This is a genomic window from Tautonia plasticadhaerens, assembly GCF_007752535.1.
Lineage (GTDB): Bacteria > Planctomycetota > Planctomycetia > Isosphaerales > Isosphaeraceae > Tautonia > Tautonia plasticadhaerens.
The window spans coordinates 4792942-4810599 of record NZ_CP036426.1 but is presented as its reverse complement, the minus strand read 5'-3'; the positions used below and the strand labels follow the sequence as shown (position 1 = coordinate 4810599).

Below are 17658 nucleotides of genomic sequence, written 5' to 3'. Positions count from 1 at the left end.
CGCCCGCCCCGAAGACCCGAGGGACCCCCGTGGGATACCGATCGCTCGCCGACTGCGTCGCCGACCTCCGCAAGACCGACCAGCTCCTCGAGATCGACGCCGAGGTCGACCCCCGGCTGGAGGTCGCGGCCGTCCAGCGCCGGGTCTACGAGGCCCAGGGCCCGGCCCTGCTGTTCCGGCGGGTCAGGGGCTGCGCCTTCCCCGTCCTGGGGAACCTCTTCGGCACGATCGAGCGGACCCGATGGCTGTTCCGGGACACCCTGGAGGCCGTCCGGCACCTGGTCGAGCTGAAGGTCAGCCCGCCGATTGGCTTCAAGCGCCCCTGGCGGTACCTCGACGTGCCCGGGACGGGCCTGAACCTGCTGCCCCGGCGGGTGCGGTCGGGGCCGATCCTGGGGCACCGGACGACCGTCTCGAAGCTCCCCCAGATCGTCAGCTGGCCGGGGGACGGCGGGGCGTTCGTCACCCTGCCGCAGGTCTACACCGAAGACCCCGACCGGCCGGGGCTGGCGAAGTCGAACCTGGGGATGTACCGGGTCCAGCTCTCCGGGAACGCGTACGAGCCGGACCGGGAGGTCGGCCTGCACTACCAGATCCACCGGGGGATCGGCGTGCACCACTCGTCGGCGATCCGCAGGGGGGAGCCGCTCCGGGTGAACGTCTTCGTCGGCGGGCCCCCGGCGATGACCGTGGCCGCCGTCATGCCGCTGCCCGAGGGGCTGCCGGAGCTGAGCTTCGCCGGCGCCCTCGGCGGCCGGGCCGTCCGGATGGTCCACCCCCCCGACTGGACCCTGCCCATGCCCGCCGAGGCCGACTTCGTGATCTGCGGCACCATCGACCCCGATCGCGTGACTAGGCCCGAGGGGCCCTTCGGCGACCACCTCGGCTACTACGCGATGGTCCACGACTTCCCGTTCCTCCGGGTCGACCGGGTCTACCACCGCCCCGGGGCGATCTGGCCGTTCACCTCCGTGGGGAGGCCCCCGCAGGAGGACACCTCGTTCGGCCAGCTGATCCACGACCTGACCGGCCCGCTCGTGCCGACGGTCCTGCCGGGGGTGAAGGCGGTCCACGCGGTCGACGAGGCCGGGGTCCATCCGCTCTTGCTCGCGATCGGCAGCGAGCGTTACGTCCCTTACGCGAGCGTACGCCGGCCCCAGGAGATCCTGACCCAGGCCAACGCGATCCTCGGCCAGGGGCAGATGTCGCTGGCGAAGTATCTGCTGATCGTCGCCCAGGAGGATGACCCGGGCCTGGACCTCCACGACACCTCCGCCTTCCTCCGGCACCTGCTGGAGCGGGCCGACTGGGAGGACGACCTCCACTTCCAGACACGGACGACGATCGACACCCTGGACTACTCCGGCCACGGGTTCAACCAGGGGTCGAAGGTGGTGATCGCCTGCGCCGGGCCGAGGCGGAGGGAGCTGCCGACGGAGGTCCCCGAGGGGCTCAACCTGCCGGACGGCTTCTCCGATCCGAGGGTGGCGTTGCCGGGCGTGCTGGCGGTCCAGGCCCCGCCGTTCTCGCCCGACCGCAAGGGAGAGGACCAGGGGCTCGCCGGCTTCTGCTGGTCCTTCGAGCCGGGGGACCCGATCAACGCCTTCCCGATGGTCGTGCTGGTCGACGACAGCGACTTCGCCACCCGGTCGATCAGGAACTTCCTGTGGGTCACCTTCACCCGGTCGAACCCGGCGGCCGATCTGGCCGGGATCGGCGCCTTCACGCACCAGAAACACTGGGGATGCAAGGGGTCGCTGGTCGTCGACGCCCGGATCAAGCCCCACCACGCCCCCCCGCTGGAGGACGACCCCGAGGTCGATCGCCGGGTCGATGCCCTCGGCGCCCCCGGGGGCCCGCTCCACGGGATCATCTGACCCGGCCCGGCCCCGGCGGCCCGACGTTCGTCGGCGTCGTGGGGTCTCGACGGGCGGGCGGCCCGGGCCGATTCACGAGGCGCCGGGGCCGCCGAACCGCTCGACGAGTTCCATCACGCCGATCCCGGCGAAGGTCAGCAGCGTCAACGCCAGCAGCACGTTCGAGGCCCGGCCGTTGCGGAACGAGGGGCCGACCCAGTCGGCCCGGTTGTTCATCAGGAGCAGGGTCACGGCCAGCAGCGGCATGAACAGCGCCCCCATCACCGCGTGCGAGAGCTGCACGAACCGGACCGGCAGGTTGATGAGCAGCAGGGGCACCACGGCGATCCCGACGAGGTAGGCCCGGTAGGAGGCGGTGCGGTCGAGGTCGACCTCGGCGATGGCGTCGGATCGGCCCTTGCTGAGCCTCCGGAAGTCGGCGAAGAGGTACGGGGCGCTCTGCCACACGCCCAGCAGGCTGGAGAAGACCGCCCCCCAGAAGCCGACGAGGAAAATCCACCGGGCGGCGGGCCCGGCGGCCTCCCGGAGCTGGTCGGCCAGCTGGAGGGCCACGTCGGCGCCGGAGCGGTCGACGGTGATCCGGGAGCTGATGACGAGCATGGCGACCCCGAAGAGCCCGGTCGCCGCGTAGGCGACGGCCAGGTCGATCTTGCAGAGCCTCGCCCCGGCCTCGCCCGACCGGCCGGTCTCCCGGATCCAGTAACCGTAGGAGAGCAGGGTCACGGTGCCGCCGACGCCGCCGAGCAGGCCGATCGCGTAGGGCAGGTCGCCGGCCCGGATGGTCGGCCGGGTGAGGCCCCGGGCGATCGCCCCCCAGTCGGGGCCGAGCATCGCCGCCGCCGCGATCACGCAGACGAACATCGAGGCGACCAGGGCGGCCATCACCCGCTCGAACGTCTTGAAGCCGCCGACCCAGACCAGCCCGAGGCCGAGCAGCGAATGGACGACGGTCCAGATCGCCTGGGACTGCCCCCGGTCCCCCAGCGGCAGCAAGCCGTCCCCCGCCACGCCGCAGGCCTTCGAGAGCGAGCCCCCGGTGACGAGCGACCAGAGCAGCAGGTAAGCCAGGAAGGCCCAGCGGATCCAGCCCCCCAGCCGGGTGGCCCACCCTTCCAGCAGGGTGGTGCCGGTGGCCATCTGCCATCGGGCGAGCCCCTCGGTCAGGGCCCACTTGAAGAGGCAGCCGATGACCACCGCCCAGACCAGGGCCATGCCCGCCCTGGATCCGGCGTAGCTGGCCGTCAGCAGGTCGCCCGCCCCCACCCCCGTGGCGGCCACGAGCAGGCCGGGGGCGACCAGGGTCAGCGGCGACGGGCGACCGTCCTTCGACATCGAGGGCCCTCCTCGGGTGCTCGGGGCGGTCGACCGGTCACTCGACCTCGCTCTCGGCGAGGATCCGGCGGTAGGCCTCCCGGGCCACCTCGTAGGCGGCCTCGGCCTCGTCGCGGTCCTCGGGGCGGGTGTTGCCGGCCTTCTGCGACCAGCACCGGTCGACCCCCTCGAGGCACCACTCGGCCGACCGCCTCGAGGCCCGGATCGGCGCGTCGTCCACGACCACGAAGATCGGGTTGGTGTGCGAGCTGGGGTAGATCCGCAGGGCGACCCAGCTCGACCGCTCGATCGGGACCTCGAAGGAGAGGTCGTTGAAGCTGCCGTCGGCCTCGATCTCCCGGCGGGCGACGGGCTGGCCGTTCACGACCACCTCGACCGGGACGGTCCGGGAGTCGCCGACCCGGGCCCGCTCCACGTCCCAGTAGGGCTGCTGGTCGAGCGGGCGGGAGCGGATCGCCTCGGTCCGGTCGGTCACCTCGGGCTCCAGCAGGGCGGCGGCCCTCACGGAGACGGTCACCTCGCCCGGCCCGTCGAGGCCCAGCTCGCTGCCCTCCTCGCCGACGGCCACGTCGTCGATCGTGAAGTCGACCAGGTGGCTCTTGCCGTCGCCGACGTAGGAGCGGCCGTCCTTGATCCCCTGGACCCACCGGTCGTAGTCGAGCTGGCCGTCGACCTTCACGTAGGAACGGCCGAGGCCGACCCGCTCGCCGTAGATGCAGGGGAAGTCGGTCTCCCCGCTGATCCGGCACCGGAAGCCGCAATTGAGCGTGTGGTACCAGATGTTCAACTCGTACGGGGCCGGGGTGTCGACGCTGGAGATGAAGTCGACGGCGTCGTGGACCACGTCGACCACGTATTCGTTGGCGCCGATGCCGTCGTAAGGCGGGATCTCGTAGTTGGGCAGCTCCTTGGAGTCGGTCTGCAGGCCCCATCCCGAGTGCGAGAAGCCGACGACCGCCCCCTGGGACTTGCCCCACTTCAGCACGGGCAGGTCCCAGCTCGGCCACTCCTCGATCAGGCTCGTCCCCGGGTAGTCGTCCTCGGTCAGGCGGAGCAGGCAGAGGTGGCCGGCGTGGGAGGAGGGGAAGCCGGAGACCTCCACGTCGTACCGCATCAGGTAGTCGGGGGTCGACAGCGGGTGGAGCTTCCCGTCGAAGAACTGCTTCTGGTAATACCAGCAGGGGCCCCAGCTCAGGACGCAGCCGACCACCAGGTCCTCCCCCAGGATGTGCCGCATCATGTGCTCCGGCTGCACCCCCTCGGTCGGGCTCTCGTAGTGGGCGCAGCCGGCGGCGTGGACGTGGTGGTCGCCGGAGTACCAGCCGAGCCCGGCGAGGTCCGCCCAGCGCTCCAGCTCGAAGGCCTCGGTCTGCGTGCCCGCCCCCTCCTCGACGGTAATCTCCCTGTGCTTCACCCGGTACTCGGGCCCCCGGGTGAATTCCACGTCGAAGGTGCCGGGGGGGAGGATGACCGACTCCCCGGACTTGCGGTAGACCTGGGGGTGGAAGAAGAAGTCGGGCGCCAGGCGACGGCCGGGGGAGGGGTAGACGCGACCCTGGGGGTCCCGGATCAGGAACGAGGCCATCGTCGGGGTGCCGTCCTCGTCCCGGACCTCGAAGGCGACGACCACCCCGGGCTCGCTTTGGAAGAGGATGTCCACGTCGGAGCGGAACCCGAGATCCTGGGTCCCCTGGCCGACGTCGAAGGTGAGCTTCGCCTCCCTCGGGCCGGCGTCCCGGCTGTAGATCTGGAGGATCCGGTACTCCAGCGGCAGGCCGGAGAGGGTGGGGTTGAGCGGCCTGTCGTCGTAGAGCGACAGCTCGACCCAGCGGTCGGGGATCGTCTCGGGGAGGATCGTCTGCTTCGGGTCGGGGGAGCCGGTGGACCGGGAGTAGATCGGCGCCGCGTTGGGGCTGGCGACCCGGAGCGGGGCGGTCACGCCGGCCTCGTTGTGGACCTTGATGAGGAAGGCCCGCCACCCTTGCTGCATGAGGCTCGGGTCGGCCGGGCCCTGCTGGGCCTTCACCCGGCTCTCGGGGTTGATGGAGACGCCGACGAGGCAGTAGGGGTCGAGGACGTCCTGGATCTCGTCGGCGGCCTCGGCGTCGTCGTCCAGGGTGGAGGCCCGCTCCAGGCGGTCCCGGTCGGCCCGGGGGAGGGGGCGGCCGATCAGGTCGAGCGCCTCGACGACCCGGCGGGCCTGGGCCGCCAGGGGTTGCCGGGGGACGCCCGGCACCCTGGGCAGCTCGCCCGCAGTGGTCGACGCCGGAGCGAGCAGGAGGAGCAGGATCACGGCCCTGGTCGACGCGTTCATGGCTCGATCCTCCCGGGGAGCGGGTCCGGCCGGGGCGAAGCGGTTCGCCCCCCGCCCGCCGAACCTAGCCGCCCGGCGGGGCCGACGCAACCGGCCGTCGGCGAAGTTCCGCTTGTCGCCCCGGGCGGGTTGCGTTATGGTCCCCGCGACTCGCCGGGCCGCTCGCCCCGCCGCTCGCGTCGAGCGTCGGGCGGGCCCGGCACGTCCCAACGGGGCCGACGGAGGCTCGCCATGCGAGGTCCGAGCCGCCCGAGACGCCATTGCCGCCGGCTGATCGCCCTGGCGGTCGTGCCGCCGCTGTTCTGGGCCCTCGTGCTGCTGCTCTTCCCGACCGGCTGGGCCGCCCGGATCGTCGAGCGGAGGGTCGAGGAGCTGACCGGCTGCCCGACCGCCCTGGCCGCGCTCCGGTTCGGCCCGCTCGGCGGGATCCGCCTGGAAGGGCTGGCGGTCCGCGAGCCCGGGGCAGGGGGCATCGACGGCCCGCCCCCCTGGGTCGAGGCCGGGGCGATCGACGTGGACCTGAGCCTGGCCGACCTGCTGCTCGGCCGGGTCGAGCCCACCCGGGTCGAGGTCCGCGACCTGGACTTGCGGCTCGTCCGGGGACGGGACGGGGCCTTCGCCCCGTGGTTCCTGCTCCGCAACGCCGAGCCGGCCGACCTGGCCGTCGGCCGGGCCGGGGAGGACGACGAGCGGGCCGGGCCGATCGCCTTCCGGCTGGTGCGGGGGCGGGTCGCCTACGTCGACGTCGAGCTGGCCACGACGATCGAGGTCGACGACCTGGACGGCTCGGGGACCTGGTGGCCCTCGGTCGTCGCGGTCGACGACCTGAGCGGGACGCTCAACGGCGGCACCCTCGCCCTGGCGGTCGAGCTGGAGCGGGGCCCGACCCCCGCCTTCGCCGGCCAGCTGGAGGCCAGGGGGGTGCACCTCGGCCGTGAGCTGGGCCTGCTGGCCTACCTCGTGCCGTACCTGGCCGGGGCCTCCGACGGGCTCGAAGGGCGGCTGGACCTCGACCTGGAGCTGAAGGGGCAGGGGGCCTCGGGCCCGGCCCTCCGGGATTCGCTCGCCGGCCGGGGGAAGGTGCGGCTCGACCCGATCCGGCTGGACGGCTCGTCGCTGCTGGTCGACCTGGCCCGGGTGCTGCCGGCCACGCAGTACGGCAAGATCGGCACCCTCAGGAGCGACTTCCTCGTCGCCGACCGCAAGGTCGTCAGCCGCCGGATCCAGCTCGACCTGGGGGGCACGCCGATCGTGCTCGAGGGCGGCGCCGCCTTCGACGGACGGATCTCCTACCGGCTCGACACCGGCCCGCTGGCCGGCAAGCTCGGCCCCGACGCCCTCGCCCTGCTCGGCGAGGCCGGGGTGAAGCCCGAGGACCTGCTGGAGCTTCGCGTCACCGGCACCACCGACCGCCCCCTCGTCCACGTCGGCGGCCAGATCATCGACGCCCGGGACGAGGGCCGGGCCGCGCTCGAGGAATACGCCCGACGCCTCCGGGACCGCCTCCTCCGATGAAGGGCGGGGCCCGCCCCGGCCGCTGCGGCCGGGGCATCGGGGCCCGACCCGGGAGACGGCCGAGTGTCGACCTCGGGGGGGGCGGTCGGGTCGACGAACTCGACGCCCGCCCCACCGCCCGATGCCGGGGGAGGGCGGGCCCTCCCCGCTCCTCCTCCCCCCATCGTCCCCCGAGATCTCCCGCCGATCCGACCTCGAGGCCCCGACGCGCCCGAGGGGCAGGGGCCCTCCTCTCGCCTCCCCCCGGCGGGATCGGGGTCGGGGACCCGTCCCCGGGGCAGGCCCCCGACGGGGGCCTGGGCCCGTCGGAGGGGCCCCGGGCAGGGCCGGATCAGCGGCGTTCCCGACGCCGACGCCGGAGGCCGACGCCGGCCAGTCCGAGTGCGGCGATCCCGACCAGGGTCAGGGTGCCGGGCTCGGGGATGGCCTGGACCGTCAGGCTGACGTTGTCCACGCCGAACTGGAACGAGAAGAGGTTGTCGACCTCGGCGAACCGCAGTCGGACCGTCTCCCCGGCGCGGGAGGAGAGCAGGGGGGTCAGGTCGAAGGAGAAGGTCGTATAGCCCGAGACGGCCGGGTCGCCGACCTCGGTCCGGTAGAGGTCCATCAGAACGTCGCCGGCCAGCAGGCTGAAGGGGTCGGCCGTCGGGGAGAGCAGGTCGACCCGGGCCTGCTGGTTCATGACCCCGGTGAAATCCAGGGTGTCCGGGGTGGCGAACACGTCGGCCCGGTTGCCGATGAACAGGTCGAAGCTCAGGGTGGCCGAGAGGAGTTGCTGGGTCGGCAGGACGACGTCCTGATACAGGACGTGGGAGCCGGGCCCCTCGGCGTCGGTCATCGCGGCGAAGCCGCCCTCGGGGGGGCCCGGGACCGGGTCGCCGAGGATCGGGCTGGTCGTGCCGGACTGGGGGAAGAAGCCCCCGTCGCCTCCCGGCTGGTCGGCGGTGGTCCAGGAGAGCAGGCTCCCGCCCCCCTCCTCGAAGCCCCCGTTCGTGATGAGCTGGGTCTCGGCGCCGGCCCTCGAGGACCCCAGCACCATCAGCAGCAGGGCGAGCGGCGGGGCGACGGCCCGCCGGGCCCGGTCGGATCGAATCATGGGATGACTCCGGGTGCGATCTCGGGCCCGGGGCCGCCGGTCGGCCAGGCCGATCGGCGGCACGGGGGCCCGGTCTTGGGAGGGGGCCGATCATTCCGCCGGCAGGATCCGGTACACGGTGCCCAGGGACAGCGAGACGACGTAGACGAACCCGTCGGGGCCGTTCTGGATGTCGGTGCCGATGCCGAAGTCCCGGCCGATCAGCAGCGACTCGCTCTCGGTCCCCTCGTGCTTGTCGAGGTTGTCGGCCACGCCGTCGTCGAGGCGGGGGTCGTCGAAGTCGAACCCGTCTCGGTCCTCATTCATGTCGAAGCGGAAGAGGTATCCCCCCGCCAGGAAGGGCCGGGAGGCGCCGACGAGCAGGTCGCCCTCGTAGTCGGGGCCGAGCCCGTCCCCCTCGACGAAGGCGATGCCCGCCGGGGCGACCTCGAACTTCCAGCTGAAGGCCGGGTCGGTGTACTCGGCCCCGGGCAGCAGGAAGAGCCGGGAGAGGACCAGCCGGGGGGTGTAGGCGATCAGGATCGGCGGCCAGCGGATCTGCTGCATGGCGCCGCCGAACATCGTCGCCTCGATGAGCTTGAACTGGCGGATGCGGTCGATGGGGCCCATCACCTGGATCCAGCCGCCGTTGAAGCCGGGCCCGACGAGGTTCAGCTCGCTGAAGGCGTCGTCGGCGTTCTCCTGGGTCCAGAGGAGGCCGGTCTCGGGGTCGAAAGCCATGCCGAAGCTGTTGCGGACGCCGTAGCCGAAGAGCTTCTGGATGTTGGCGCCGACCTCGCCGCCGAGGGACGCCCCGACGGCGAAGAAGGGGTTGTCGGGGGGGGCCTGGCCCTGCTCGTCGACCCGGAGGATGACGCCGCTGAGGTGGGCGTCATCGGGCCCCGGGCCGCCGAACTGGTCGTCGGGGACCGGGGCGTCGAGCACCGTCGGGCCGAAGCGGAGGTTCTGCATCTGCCCCCGGCGGCCGAGGTCGCCGATGATGATGGAGAGCATGCCGTCGGGCCCGAACCGGATGACCCCGCCGTCGTGGTTGCCCCGGCCGGGCTGGCCGGCGTCCACCTGGAGGGCCCGGATGCGGATCAGGTTGTACTCGAAGGCCAGGGTCGAGCCGTCCCAGGAGAAGCGATCGACCCGGTTGCCCAGCAGCGGGGTCTGGGCCACGTCGCCGGAGTCGGCGCCCGAGGTGCTCTCGGTCCAGTAGAGGTAGACGCCGGGGTCCTCGGGGAAGTCGGGGTCGAGCGCGATGCTCAGCAGGCCGCGCTCGGAGGCGGAGTTGACCGCCAGGTCGAGGACGGTGGAATCGACCGCGCCGCCGACGACCCGGAGGACCCGGCCGGTGTCCTTCTCCAGGACGAGGAAGTCGTCCTCGCCGAGGAAGGCCAGGCCGATCGGGGTGGTCAGGCCGCCGACGACCGGCTCGACCCGGAGGTCCGGCACCAGCATCGAGGGGCCTTCGTCCTGGGCGAGGGCCCCGGTCGTCGGGGAGGCCGAGGCGATTGCGAGCAGGCCGAGCGCCGCCAGGCGCCTCAGGCCGGGCCCGACGGGGCCCCCGGGGGGGCCGAGGGCGGGGAGGGGGGCGGCCCCCCCGGGGCTTCGAGCGTGCGTCCGTCGCATTCCGTCCTCCGGTTGATGTCGCGATCGGGGATCGCAGGGGCATCGTCCGGCCCGGGCGCGCGGCCCGGGCCCCTCCCCGACGGGACGCCTCCCCGTCGGGGTCGTGATTCGGTGTGGTCGGCCCGCCCCGGGCCTCGGGGGTCCGGGGCCAGGTCAGTCCGCGTGGCACCCCGAAGGGGGCGTCGACTTCGAGGGCACGAGGCTGTCGGCGATCACCGGGGTGGCCGCCGAGACGGCCACGCAGAGGAACAGCCCGCCGACGCCGAGCATCGCGGCCAGCACCACCAGCGAGGCACAACGCCGCAGGGCCCCGGCCCCGGACTCGCGGTCGACCAGGCCGGCGATCCGGGAGGGGATCGTCGGGGGCATCGCCCGGGACCTCCGGCCGAGGAGGATCCCGGCGTCGACCGTCGAGGCGATGAGGGCCGGCGGGACGGCCCCCGCCCGCTCGCCGAGCAGGGCGAGCAGCAGCAGCGTCGAGACGGCGACCCCCCGCCGGGTCAGCCGGGATCGGAGCAGATCCCGGCCCCGGCTCAGCCGGGCCTTGAGCGTCCCCAGGGGCAGGCGGAGGCGCCGGGCGGCCTGCTCGTAGCTCAGCTCCTCCAGGTAGCAGAGGACCAGGGGGTCTCGGAGCTTCTTCGGCAGGCGGTCGAGTTCGGTATGCAGCACGGGGCGGAGCTCCCGGAGCGCCGCCTCGTCGTCGTCGTGATCGGGGGCCATCGCCGCCATCTCCACCCCCCGGCGTTCCCGGATCTGCCGGCGTCGGGCGTCGGCCCGGGCCCGCAAGGCGACCCGATTGGCGACCCCGTGGAGCCAGCGACCGAGCGAGTCGGGGTCCCGGATCGTCTCCGCCCGTCGCACCAGCACGAGGAACGTGGCCTGGAAGGCGTCCTCCGCGTCGTCGGGGTCGTCGAGCACGTCCCGGCACACCCGGAGCACGAGCGGGCCATGACGCCGGACCAGGGCCTCGAAGGCCTCGACGTCGTGACGACCGAGGAACGCTCCCAGCAGCTTGGTGTCCGTCATCGGCCGAAGCTCCGATGGGCCTCCGGTCCCGCCCCCGAGCGTGTCCGTCCGGGTGGCGGTCCCGGGCTCGGCCCGCCAGCATCATCCTGCACCCCTATTCAGAGTGCCATGACGGGTCGACGCGGACGAATAAAATTTCCAAGGTCCGATGCGGTACCGGCTTCGGCGCGAGGCCCGGTCGCCCGCCGTGCCGGCCTCGGGCGGTCCCGCCGAGGTCGGGGCGGATCGCCCGGGGTCGGGACGGGACGCGCATGAGCCTTCGCGACGCCCTCCCGCAATCGCTACACGCCGGAGAATCGCCAGGCTCATCCCCATCGGCCCGGATTCCCTCGGAGCGGGCCTTGTTGCGGGGGGGGGGATTCGTCACGATGGAGTCGGCGTCCCGGCCCGGAGGAGTGATGACGGGCCGCATCGCCGACCGATGACGCTCGAAGAGATGAACGGGGACGATCCCCCGCCCGATCCCGGCCTCGCCCCCCTCTCCCCTCGCGAGCCGCCGGCCGACGGTCGTCCCCCGTCCGCCCGCACCGTCCGTCGACTCGACCGACACCCCCGAGAGATGCACCACCGATGACGCGCACACCGAGCCTCGGGTCCCGATGGCTGGCGCCGTTGCTGGGGATCGCCCTGCTGGGCGGCCCGGCGGCGATCGTCGCCGGCCAGGACGGGCCCACCGCCTCCCCTTCCGCGTTCCCCCCGGGTGCCCTCCCCCCGGGCCTCACCCCCGAGCTGATCGCCAAGCTCGCCTCGGGCCCGACGCCGGGCAACGCGCCCCGGCCCGACGACTTCCCCCCGCTGGACAAGGTGACCGAGGGGTACGAGAAGGTCGTCTCGATGCTCGACGGCAAGCCGAGCTTCTACACCATCTGGGTCCGCAAGCGGGACGGCCAGATGCTGGCCGAGCTGCCCCGGGAGTACGCGAGGCAGAAGCACTACATCGCCCTGACCGTCGCCAGCGGCGAACGCTTCGCCGGGCTCCAACAGGGCGACATGTACGTCTACTGGAAGCCGTACGACAAGCGGCTCGCCCTGATCGAGCCGAACGTCGAGGTCCGGTCCACCGGCGACAACGAGTCGAAGGCGTCGGTCCAGCGGCTGTTCACCGACCGGGTCCTGCTGGACATCCCGATCCTGACGATCGTGCCCCAGGGCGGGCCGGTGATCGACCTGGACGAGCTGCTCGTCGGCCAGGCGGCCAAGTTCTTCCCGGGCGTCCGGATCAGCAACCCCCGCCTGGCCTCGATCAAGACGGCGAAGGCGTTCGACCAGAACGTCGAGCTGGCCTTCGAGGCCCCGATGGAGGACGGGCAGCTCCAGACCCTGCACTACTCCTTCAGCCTGATCCCGGAGAACACCGGCTATCGCCCCCGGGAGGCGGACGAGCGCGTCGGCTTCTTCACCACGGCCTACTCCGACCTCGGCAAGTTCGCCGACGGCGAGAGCCGGGTCCGCTTCGTCAACCGCTGGCACCTGGAGAAGGCCGACCCGAGCCTGAAGGTCAGCCCGCCGAAGCAGCCGATCGTCTTCTACATCGAGCACACCACGCCGATCCGGTACCGCCGATGGGTCCGCGAGGGCCTGCTGTACTGGAACAAGGCGTTCGAGAACGTCGGCATCTCCAACGCGGTCGAGGTCTACTACCAGGACGCCGCCTCCGGCGCCCACATGGAGAAGGACCCCGAGGACGTCCGCTACAACTTCATCCGCTGGCTCAACAACGACGTCGGCACGGCGATCGGGCCCAGCCGGGTCAACCCGATGACCGGCCAGATCCTCGACGCCGACATCATCCTGACCGACGGCTGGATCCGGGCCTTCTGGAAGGACTTCCACCAGGACCTGCCCAAGATCGCGCTCGAAGGCTTCAGCCCCGAGGCGATGGCCTGGCTCGACGCCAACCCGAAGTGGGACCCCCGGATCCGGATGGCCCCGCCCTCGGAGCGTGACTACCTGATCGCGCAGCGATCGATCCGGGGGCCCCAGTCCCTGGGCGGCCACCCGGCCGGGCTCGTCGACCCGGTCCTGATGGGCGACAACGAGTTCGACGGCTTGGTCGGCCGCCTCAGCCAGGTCAATGGCCTCTGCCTGGCCGCCTCGGGCAAGTCCCGGGACGTGGCCGCGCTCCGCCTGCACCTCGCCGCCACCGCGGACGATGACGAGGACGAGGGGGACGAGGGCGAGGACAAGGACGGCGAGGAGCCCAAGGACGAGGAGGACCCGAAGGAGCTGCTCGACGGCATCCCCGAGGAGTTCATCGGGCCCTTGCTGGCGGACCTGGTCGCGCACGAGGTCGGCCACACGCTCGGCCTGCGGCACAACTTCAAGGCCTCCAGCGTCTACGCGCTCAAGGAGATCAACAGCAACGGGTTGAAGGGCGAGACGCCGTTCACCGGCTCGGTGATGGACTACAACCCGGTCAACATCAACATGGAGACCGGCGAGGTCCAGGGCGACTACACCATGATCGACATCGGCCCCTATGACATGTGGGCCATCGAGTATGGGTACACCTTCGACGACAAGGGCCTGGAGAAGATCCTCGACCGGGTCTCCGAGCCCGAGCTGGCCTACGGCACCGACGAGGACACCGGCGGCCCCGACCCGCTCGCCCGCCGCTACGACTTCTCCAAGGACCCGCTCGACTACGCCCGGAACCAGATGCGCCTGGCCCGCTACCACCGGGAGCGGATCCTCGACAAGTTCGTCAAGGACGGCGACTCCTGGGCCAAGGCGAGGGAAGGGTACGAGATGACCCTGGGCTTCCAGGTCTCGGCCCTGAACATGATGGCCGGCTGGGTCGGCGGCGCCTTCGTCAACCGCGACAAGAAGGGGGACCCCGGCGACCGCGACCCGATCGAGGTCGTCCCCACCGGGCAGCAGCGCGACGCCCTGGCGTTCCTCATCGAGAACTCGTTCCAGGACGACGCCTTCGGCCTCACCCCCGAGCTGCTCCGCCGCATGACGGTCGACAAGTGGCTGGACGGCGACGGCTTCCGGAGGGCCGTCAACGACGAGCCGACCTGGCCGATCCACGACCGGATCATCGGCATCCAGTCGTCGTCGTTGACGATGCTCATGAACCCGACCACCCTGCGCCGGGTGTATGACAACGAGTTCCGGATCCCCGCCGACCAGGACGCGCTGACCTTGCCCGAACTCCTGGAGGCCGTCGGCTCGGCCATCTGGACCGAGCTGGAGGATCCCGGCGAGGGTCCCTTCACCGACCGCAAGCCCATGATCTCCAGCCTCCGCCGCAACCTCCAGCGTGAGCACCTGGAGCGGCTGATCGACCTGACCCTGCCGACCGACTCCTCCTCCGCCGCCCAGAAGCCGATCGCCAACCTCGCCATGATGCAGCTCCGCGAGCTGAAGGCGAAGTGCGACGAGGCCCTCGGCGGCAAGGAGGACGAGGTCGACGCCTACTCCCGGGCCCACCTGCTCGACGCCTGCCAGCTGATCGAGCGGGCCCTCGACGCCCAGGTCATCTACAACACCAACGACCTCGTGCCGGCCCCGTCCGGCCGCATGGTCATCTTCGGCGAGCAGGCCCCCGCCCCCTCCCGATGACCCGACGACACCCCCGGGGCGGCGAGTGCCGCCCCGGCCCTTCGACCGACCGATTCCGACGGGGCGGCCCCTACGCGGGGGCCTCCCCGTTCGCGTTTGGGGGGGAACCGGCGGGCAACCGGCCTGGATCCCGATCGGGGGCATCCCGGTATGATGGGGCGCCGCCCGATCCCCGCCGTCCGACCTCGGAGCGTCTCCCCCGATGAGCCCCTGCCTGCCGATCGCCTCGGCGATGATCGCCGTCCTGCTCGCGTCCCCGCCGCCTGCCCCGCCCACGGCGACCTGGAACGACTGCGGGCATCGCGTGATCGCGGCGATCGCCTTCGAGCAGATGGAGCCGGTGGCCCGTCAGGCGGTCGTCGACCTTCTCCGGGAGCACCCGGCGGCCCGGGACGCCGCCTTCTGGCGCGGCCACGAGGGCAACGGCGACGACCCGGACCTGAACCTGTTCCTCAACGCCTCCGTCTTCCCCGACGACGCCCGGCGCCCCGGCCCCTTCACGCGGTACGACGTCGGCCGGGCCCACTACGTCAACTTCCGGATCATGGTCGGGCCCGACGGCCGGGTCCGGGAGGTCCTGCCGCCGATCCAGGACCCGGGGGACGACGACCCGCACGGCGACGTCCTGGAATCGCTCGCCGCCAACGTCGCCCTCGCCGGGGACCGGTCGGCCGCACCCGACGACCGCGCCCTGGCCCTGAGCTGGATCTTCCACCAGGTCGGCGACCTGCACCAGCCGCTCCACAACGTCGCCCGGTTCGCCCCGGCCACGCCGGACGGCGACCGGGGCGGCAACGACATCAGGTTCGGCGAATACACCCTGCACGGCTTCTGGGACTGGGCGCTCGGCGGTGACGCCTCCGCCGAGGCCGTGGACGCCCTGGCCGCCGCGCTGGTGGCCGAACATCCCCGCGCCTCGTTCGCCAATCGGCTCGCCTGGAAGGAGCCCGTCGAATGGTCCCGGGAGGGGGTGAGGCTGGCGCTCCGATACGCCTACAACAACCTCGACTTCACCGTCGGCGAGTTCCCCGAGCCGCCGATCGGCTACGAGGCGGACGCGACGAACGTCGCCCGCAGCCAGTGCGCCCTGGCCGGCTATCGCCTGGCCGACCTGCTCTCCGATCTCGTCGCCGAATGATGGGTCGAGACGCCCGCGAACGGGTCCCATCCTCGCTGGACGACCACCGCGCCCGGCAGTCCACCTTCAACGCCTCCAGCCAGGGGCAGTGGGACGGCTTCGCCGGGCACCGGCGGGCCGTCTCGAACCTGCTGGGGGCGGGGGAGGTCAGGGGGGGGGAGGCGACCCGGCTCTGCGTCCTCGGCGCGGGCAATACGAATGACCTGGATCTCCCCGGGCTGCTGGAGGCCCACCGGGAGGTCCACCTCGTCGACCTCGACGGCGAGGCCCTCGGGATGGGGGCCACGAGGCAGGGGGTGTACGAGCACCCGGGGCTCCGACTGCACGGCGGGCTCGACGTGTCGAGCATGCTCGACGCCTTCTCGGGCTGGTCTCCCCGGGCCGAGGTCGGCCCGGCCGACCTGGCCGCGATGGCCGGCTGGCCGTCGGGGAGGGTCGCCCTGGCCCTGCCGGGGCCGTTCGACCGGGTGGCGTCGACCTGCCTGCTCAGCCAGCTCGTCGAGACCGCCTGCCACGTCCTCGGGGATCGCCACCCGAGGATCGGGGAGGCGGTGTCGGCGATCCGGGCGGGCCACCTCCGGCTGCTGGCCCGATTGACGAGGCCCGGGGGCTCGGCGACCCTGATCACCGACGTCGTCTCGACCCGGAGCTACCCGGCGCTCTCGAACGTCCCCGAGCAGGACTATCCGGACCTGCTCCCCCGCTTGGCCCGGTCGAGGCAGCACATCCTCGGGCTGCACCCGGGCGAGCTGATGGCGGCGATCCGGGGGGACTCGGCCCTGGCGGGGACGCTCTCGGGGCTGGAGCCGATCCGCCCCTGGGGCTGGAGGCTGCACGACCGGGTCTATCTCGTCTGGGCGGTCCGGATGAAGGTCGGCCCCGGGCGTTGGTGAGGGCCGATCGGGGAGGGTCGGGGTCGGCGGGGGCTTGAGTCGGGCGGCCTCATTGGCGATGCTGCTGCGGGTCCGCACGAGGCACGAGGGCGAGCGTTTCATGATCATCGGCGTCGTGAAGGAGCGATTCCCGGGGGAGCGTCGCGTCGCCCTGGTGCCGGCATCCGTGCCGGTACTGGCCAAGGCCGGCGTCGAGGTGCTCATCGAGGCCGGGGCCGGGCTCCCGGCGGGCTACCCGGACGAGGCGTACCGGCAGAAGGGGGCGACCGTCGTCCCGACCCGGGAGGAGGTCTTCGAGAAGGCGGGCGTGATGTTCCACCTGCTCGGCCTGGGGGCGAACCCCGAGGCGGGGAAGGCGGACCTGGCGCTCTACCGGCCCGGCCAGTCGGCCCTCGGGTTCTTCCGGCCGCTCGGGGACCCGGAGTCGGCCCGGGAACTGGCCGGGACGGGAATCTCGGCCTTCTCGATCGAGCTGCTGCCGAGGATCACCCGGGCGCAGAGCATGGACGCCCTGTCGTCGATGTCCACCGTGGCCGGCTACAAGGCCGTGCTGCTGGCGGCCGACGCCCTGCCCCGGATGTTCCCGATGCTGATGACCGCCGCCGGCACCGTCTCGCCCGCCCGGGTGCTGGTGGTGGGCGTGGGCGTGGCGGGACTCCAGGCGATCTCCACGGCGAAGCGGATGGGGGCGGTCGTCTCGGCCTACGACATCCGCCCGGCGGTGAAGGAGCAGGTGCAGAGCCTCGGCGCCCGGTTCGTCGAGCTGCCGCTGGAGGCCGGGGACGCCGAGGACAAGGGGGGCTACGCCCGGGCCCAGGGGGAGGACTTCCTCCGCAAGCAGCAGGCGCTGATGGCGAAGGTCGTGGCCGAGAGCGACGTGGTCATCACCACGGCCAACGTCCCCGGCCGGAGGGCCCCGGTGCTGGTCACCTCGGCGATGGTCTCGGGCATGAACCCCGGCTCCGTCGTGGTCGACATGGCCGCCGAACGCGGCGGCAACTGCGAGGCCACCCGCCCCGGCGAGACGGCCGTCGTCGACGGGGTGACCGTCATCGGGCCGATCAACCTGGCCGGGATGGTCCCCTACCACGCCAGCCAGATGTATTCGAGCAACATCACCACCCTCCTGCTCCACATGGTCAAGGACGGCGCCCTGAGGGTCGACCTCGACGACGAGATCACCCGGGAGACGCTCTTCGCCCGGGGCGGCGAGGTGGTCCACCCCCGGGTCCGGGAGGCCCTGGGGCTGGGCCCGATGGCGTCGGACGACGCGAGGAGACCCTGAT

The 17658-nt window shown here is 72.5% G+C and carries 11 protein-coding genes; 6 read left to right on the top strand and 5 right to left on the bottom strand.

Going from position 1 to position 17658, the window contains the following annotated elements; translation table 11 throughout:
• Positions 1 to 29 precede the first annotated feature (29 nt).
• Positions 30 to 1877, top strand: coding sequence for a UbiD family decarboxylase (locus ElP_RS19315; protein ID WP_145272056.1), 1848 nt, complete (start codon positions 30 to 32; stop codon positions 1875 to 1877).
• 72 nt (positions 1878 to 1949) lie between these two features.
• Here the strand turns inward: ElP_RS19315 and ElP_RS19310 are convergent, their stop codons facing one another.
• Both ElP_RS19310 and ElP_RS19305 read right to left on the bottom strand, forming a co-directional pair.
• Positions 1950 to 3209, bottom strand: coding sequence for an Nramp family divalent metal transporter (locus ElP_RS19310; RefSeq protein ID WP_197446176.1), 1260 nt, complete (start codon positions 3207 to 3209; stop codon positions 1950 to 1952).
• A gap of 37 nt (positions 3210 to 3246) precedes the next feature.
• A complete protein-coding gene (locus ElP_RS19305) occupies positions 3247 to 5523 on the bottom strand; it encodes a CehA/McbA family metallohydrolase (RefSeq protein ID WP_145272054.1) in 2277 nt (758 codons plus the stop codon).
• Positions 5524 to 5754: 231 nt separating this feature from the next.
• On the opposite strand from ElP_RS19305, the gene ElP_RS19300 reads away from it, so the two are divergent.
• Entirely contained in the window at positions 5755 to 7038 is a 1284-nt protein-coding gene (locus tag ElP_RS19300; protein WP_145272052.1) for an AsmA family protein, read from the top strand.
• Positions 7039 to 7369: 331 nt separating this feature from the next.
• Here the strand turns inward: ElP_RS19300 and ElP_RS19295 are convergent, their stop codons facing one another.
• The 3 genes from ElP_RS19295 to ElP_RS19285 form a co-directional block, all read right to left on the bottom strand.
• The gene (locus ElP_RS19295; RefSeq protein WP_145272050.1) at positions 7370 to 8134 is read right to left on the bottom strand and encodes a PEP-CTERM sorting domain-containing protein; all 765 of its coding nucleotides are present in this window, start codon (positions 8132 to 8134) and stop codon (positions 7370 to 7372) included.
• 90 nt (positions 8135 to 8224) lie between these two features.
• The gene (locus ElP_RS19290) at positions 8225 to 9748 is read right to left on the bottom strand and encodes a PQQ-dependent sugar dehydrogenase (protein ID WP_145272048.1); all 1524 of its coding nucleotides are present in this window, start codon (positions 9746 to 9748) and stop codon (positions 8225 to 8227) included.
• 153 nt (positions 9749 to 9901) lie between these two features.
• Positions 9902 to 10774: an RNA polymerase sigma factor gene (locus ElP_RS19285; RefSeq protein WP_145272046.1), complete on the bottom strand. Its 873-nt coding sequence runs from the start codon at positions 10772 to 10774 to the stop codon at positions 9902 to 9904.
• 570 nt (positions 10775 to 11344) lie between these two features.
• On the opposite strand from ElP_RS19285, the gene ElP_RS19280 reads away from it, so the two are divergent.
• The 4 genes from ElP_RS19280 (at position 11345) to ElP_RS19265 (ending at position 17657) form a co-directional block, all read left to right on the top strand.
• Complete coding sequence (locus ElP_RS19280; RefSeq protein ID WP_145272044.1) at positions 11345 to 14341, top strand: zinc-dependent metalloprotease; 2997 nt, start codon at positions 11345 to 11347, stop codon at positions 14339 to 14341.
• A 202-nt stretch (positions 14342 to 14543) separates the two neighbouring features.
• The gene (locus ElP_RS19275) at positions 14544 to 15479 is read left to right on the top strand and encodes a S1/P1 nuclease (protein ID WP_145272042.1); all 936 of its coding nucleotides are present in this window, start codon (positions 14544 to 14546) and stop codon (positions 15477 to 15479) included.
• Positions 15476 to 16372: a hypothetical protein gene (locus ElP_RS19270; protein ID WP_231749183.1), complete on the top strand. Its 897-nt coding sequence runs from the start codon at positions 15476 to 15478 to the stop codon at positions 16370 to 16372. The genes ElP_RS19275 and ElP_RS19270 overlap by 4 nt, the downstream gene beginning before the upstream one ends.
• Before the next feature lie 58 nt (positions 16373 to 16430).
• A complete protein-coding gene (locus ElP_RS19265; protein ID WP_231749844.1) occupies positions 16431 to 17657 on the top strand; it encodes a Re/Si-specific NAD(P)(+) transhydrogenase subunit alpha in 1227 nt (408 codons plus the stop codon).
• The last annotated feature ends 1 nt before the right edge of the window (position 17658 follow it).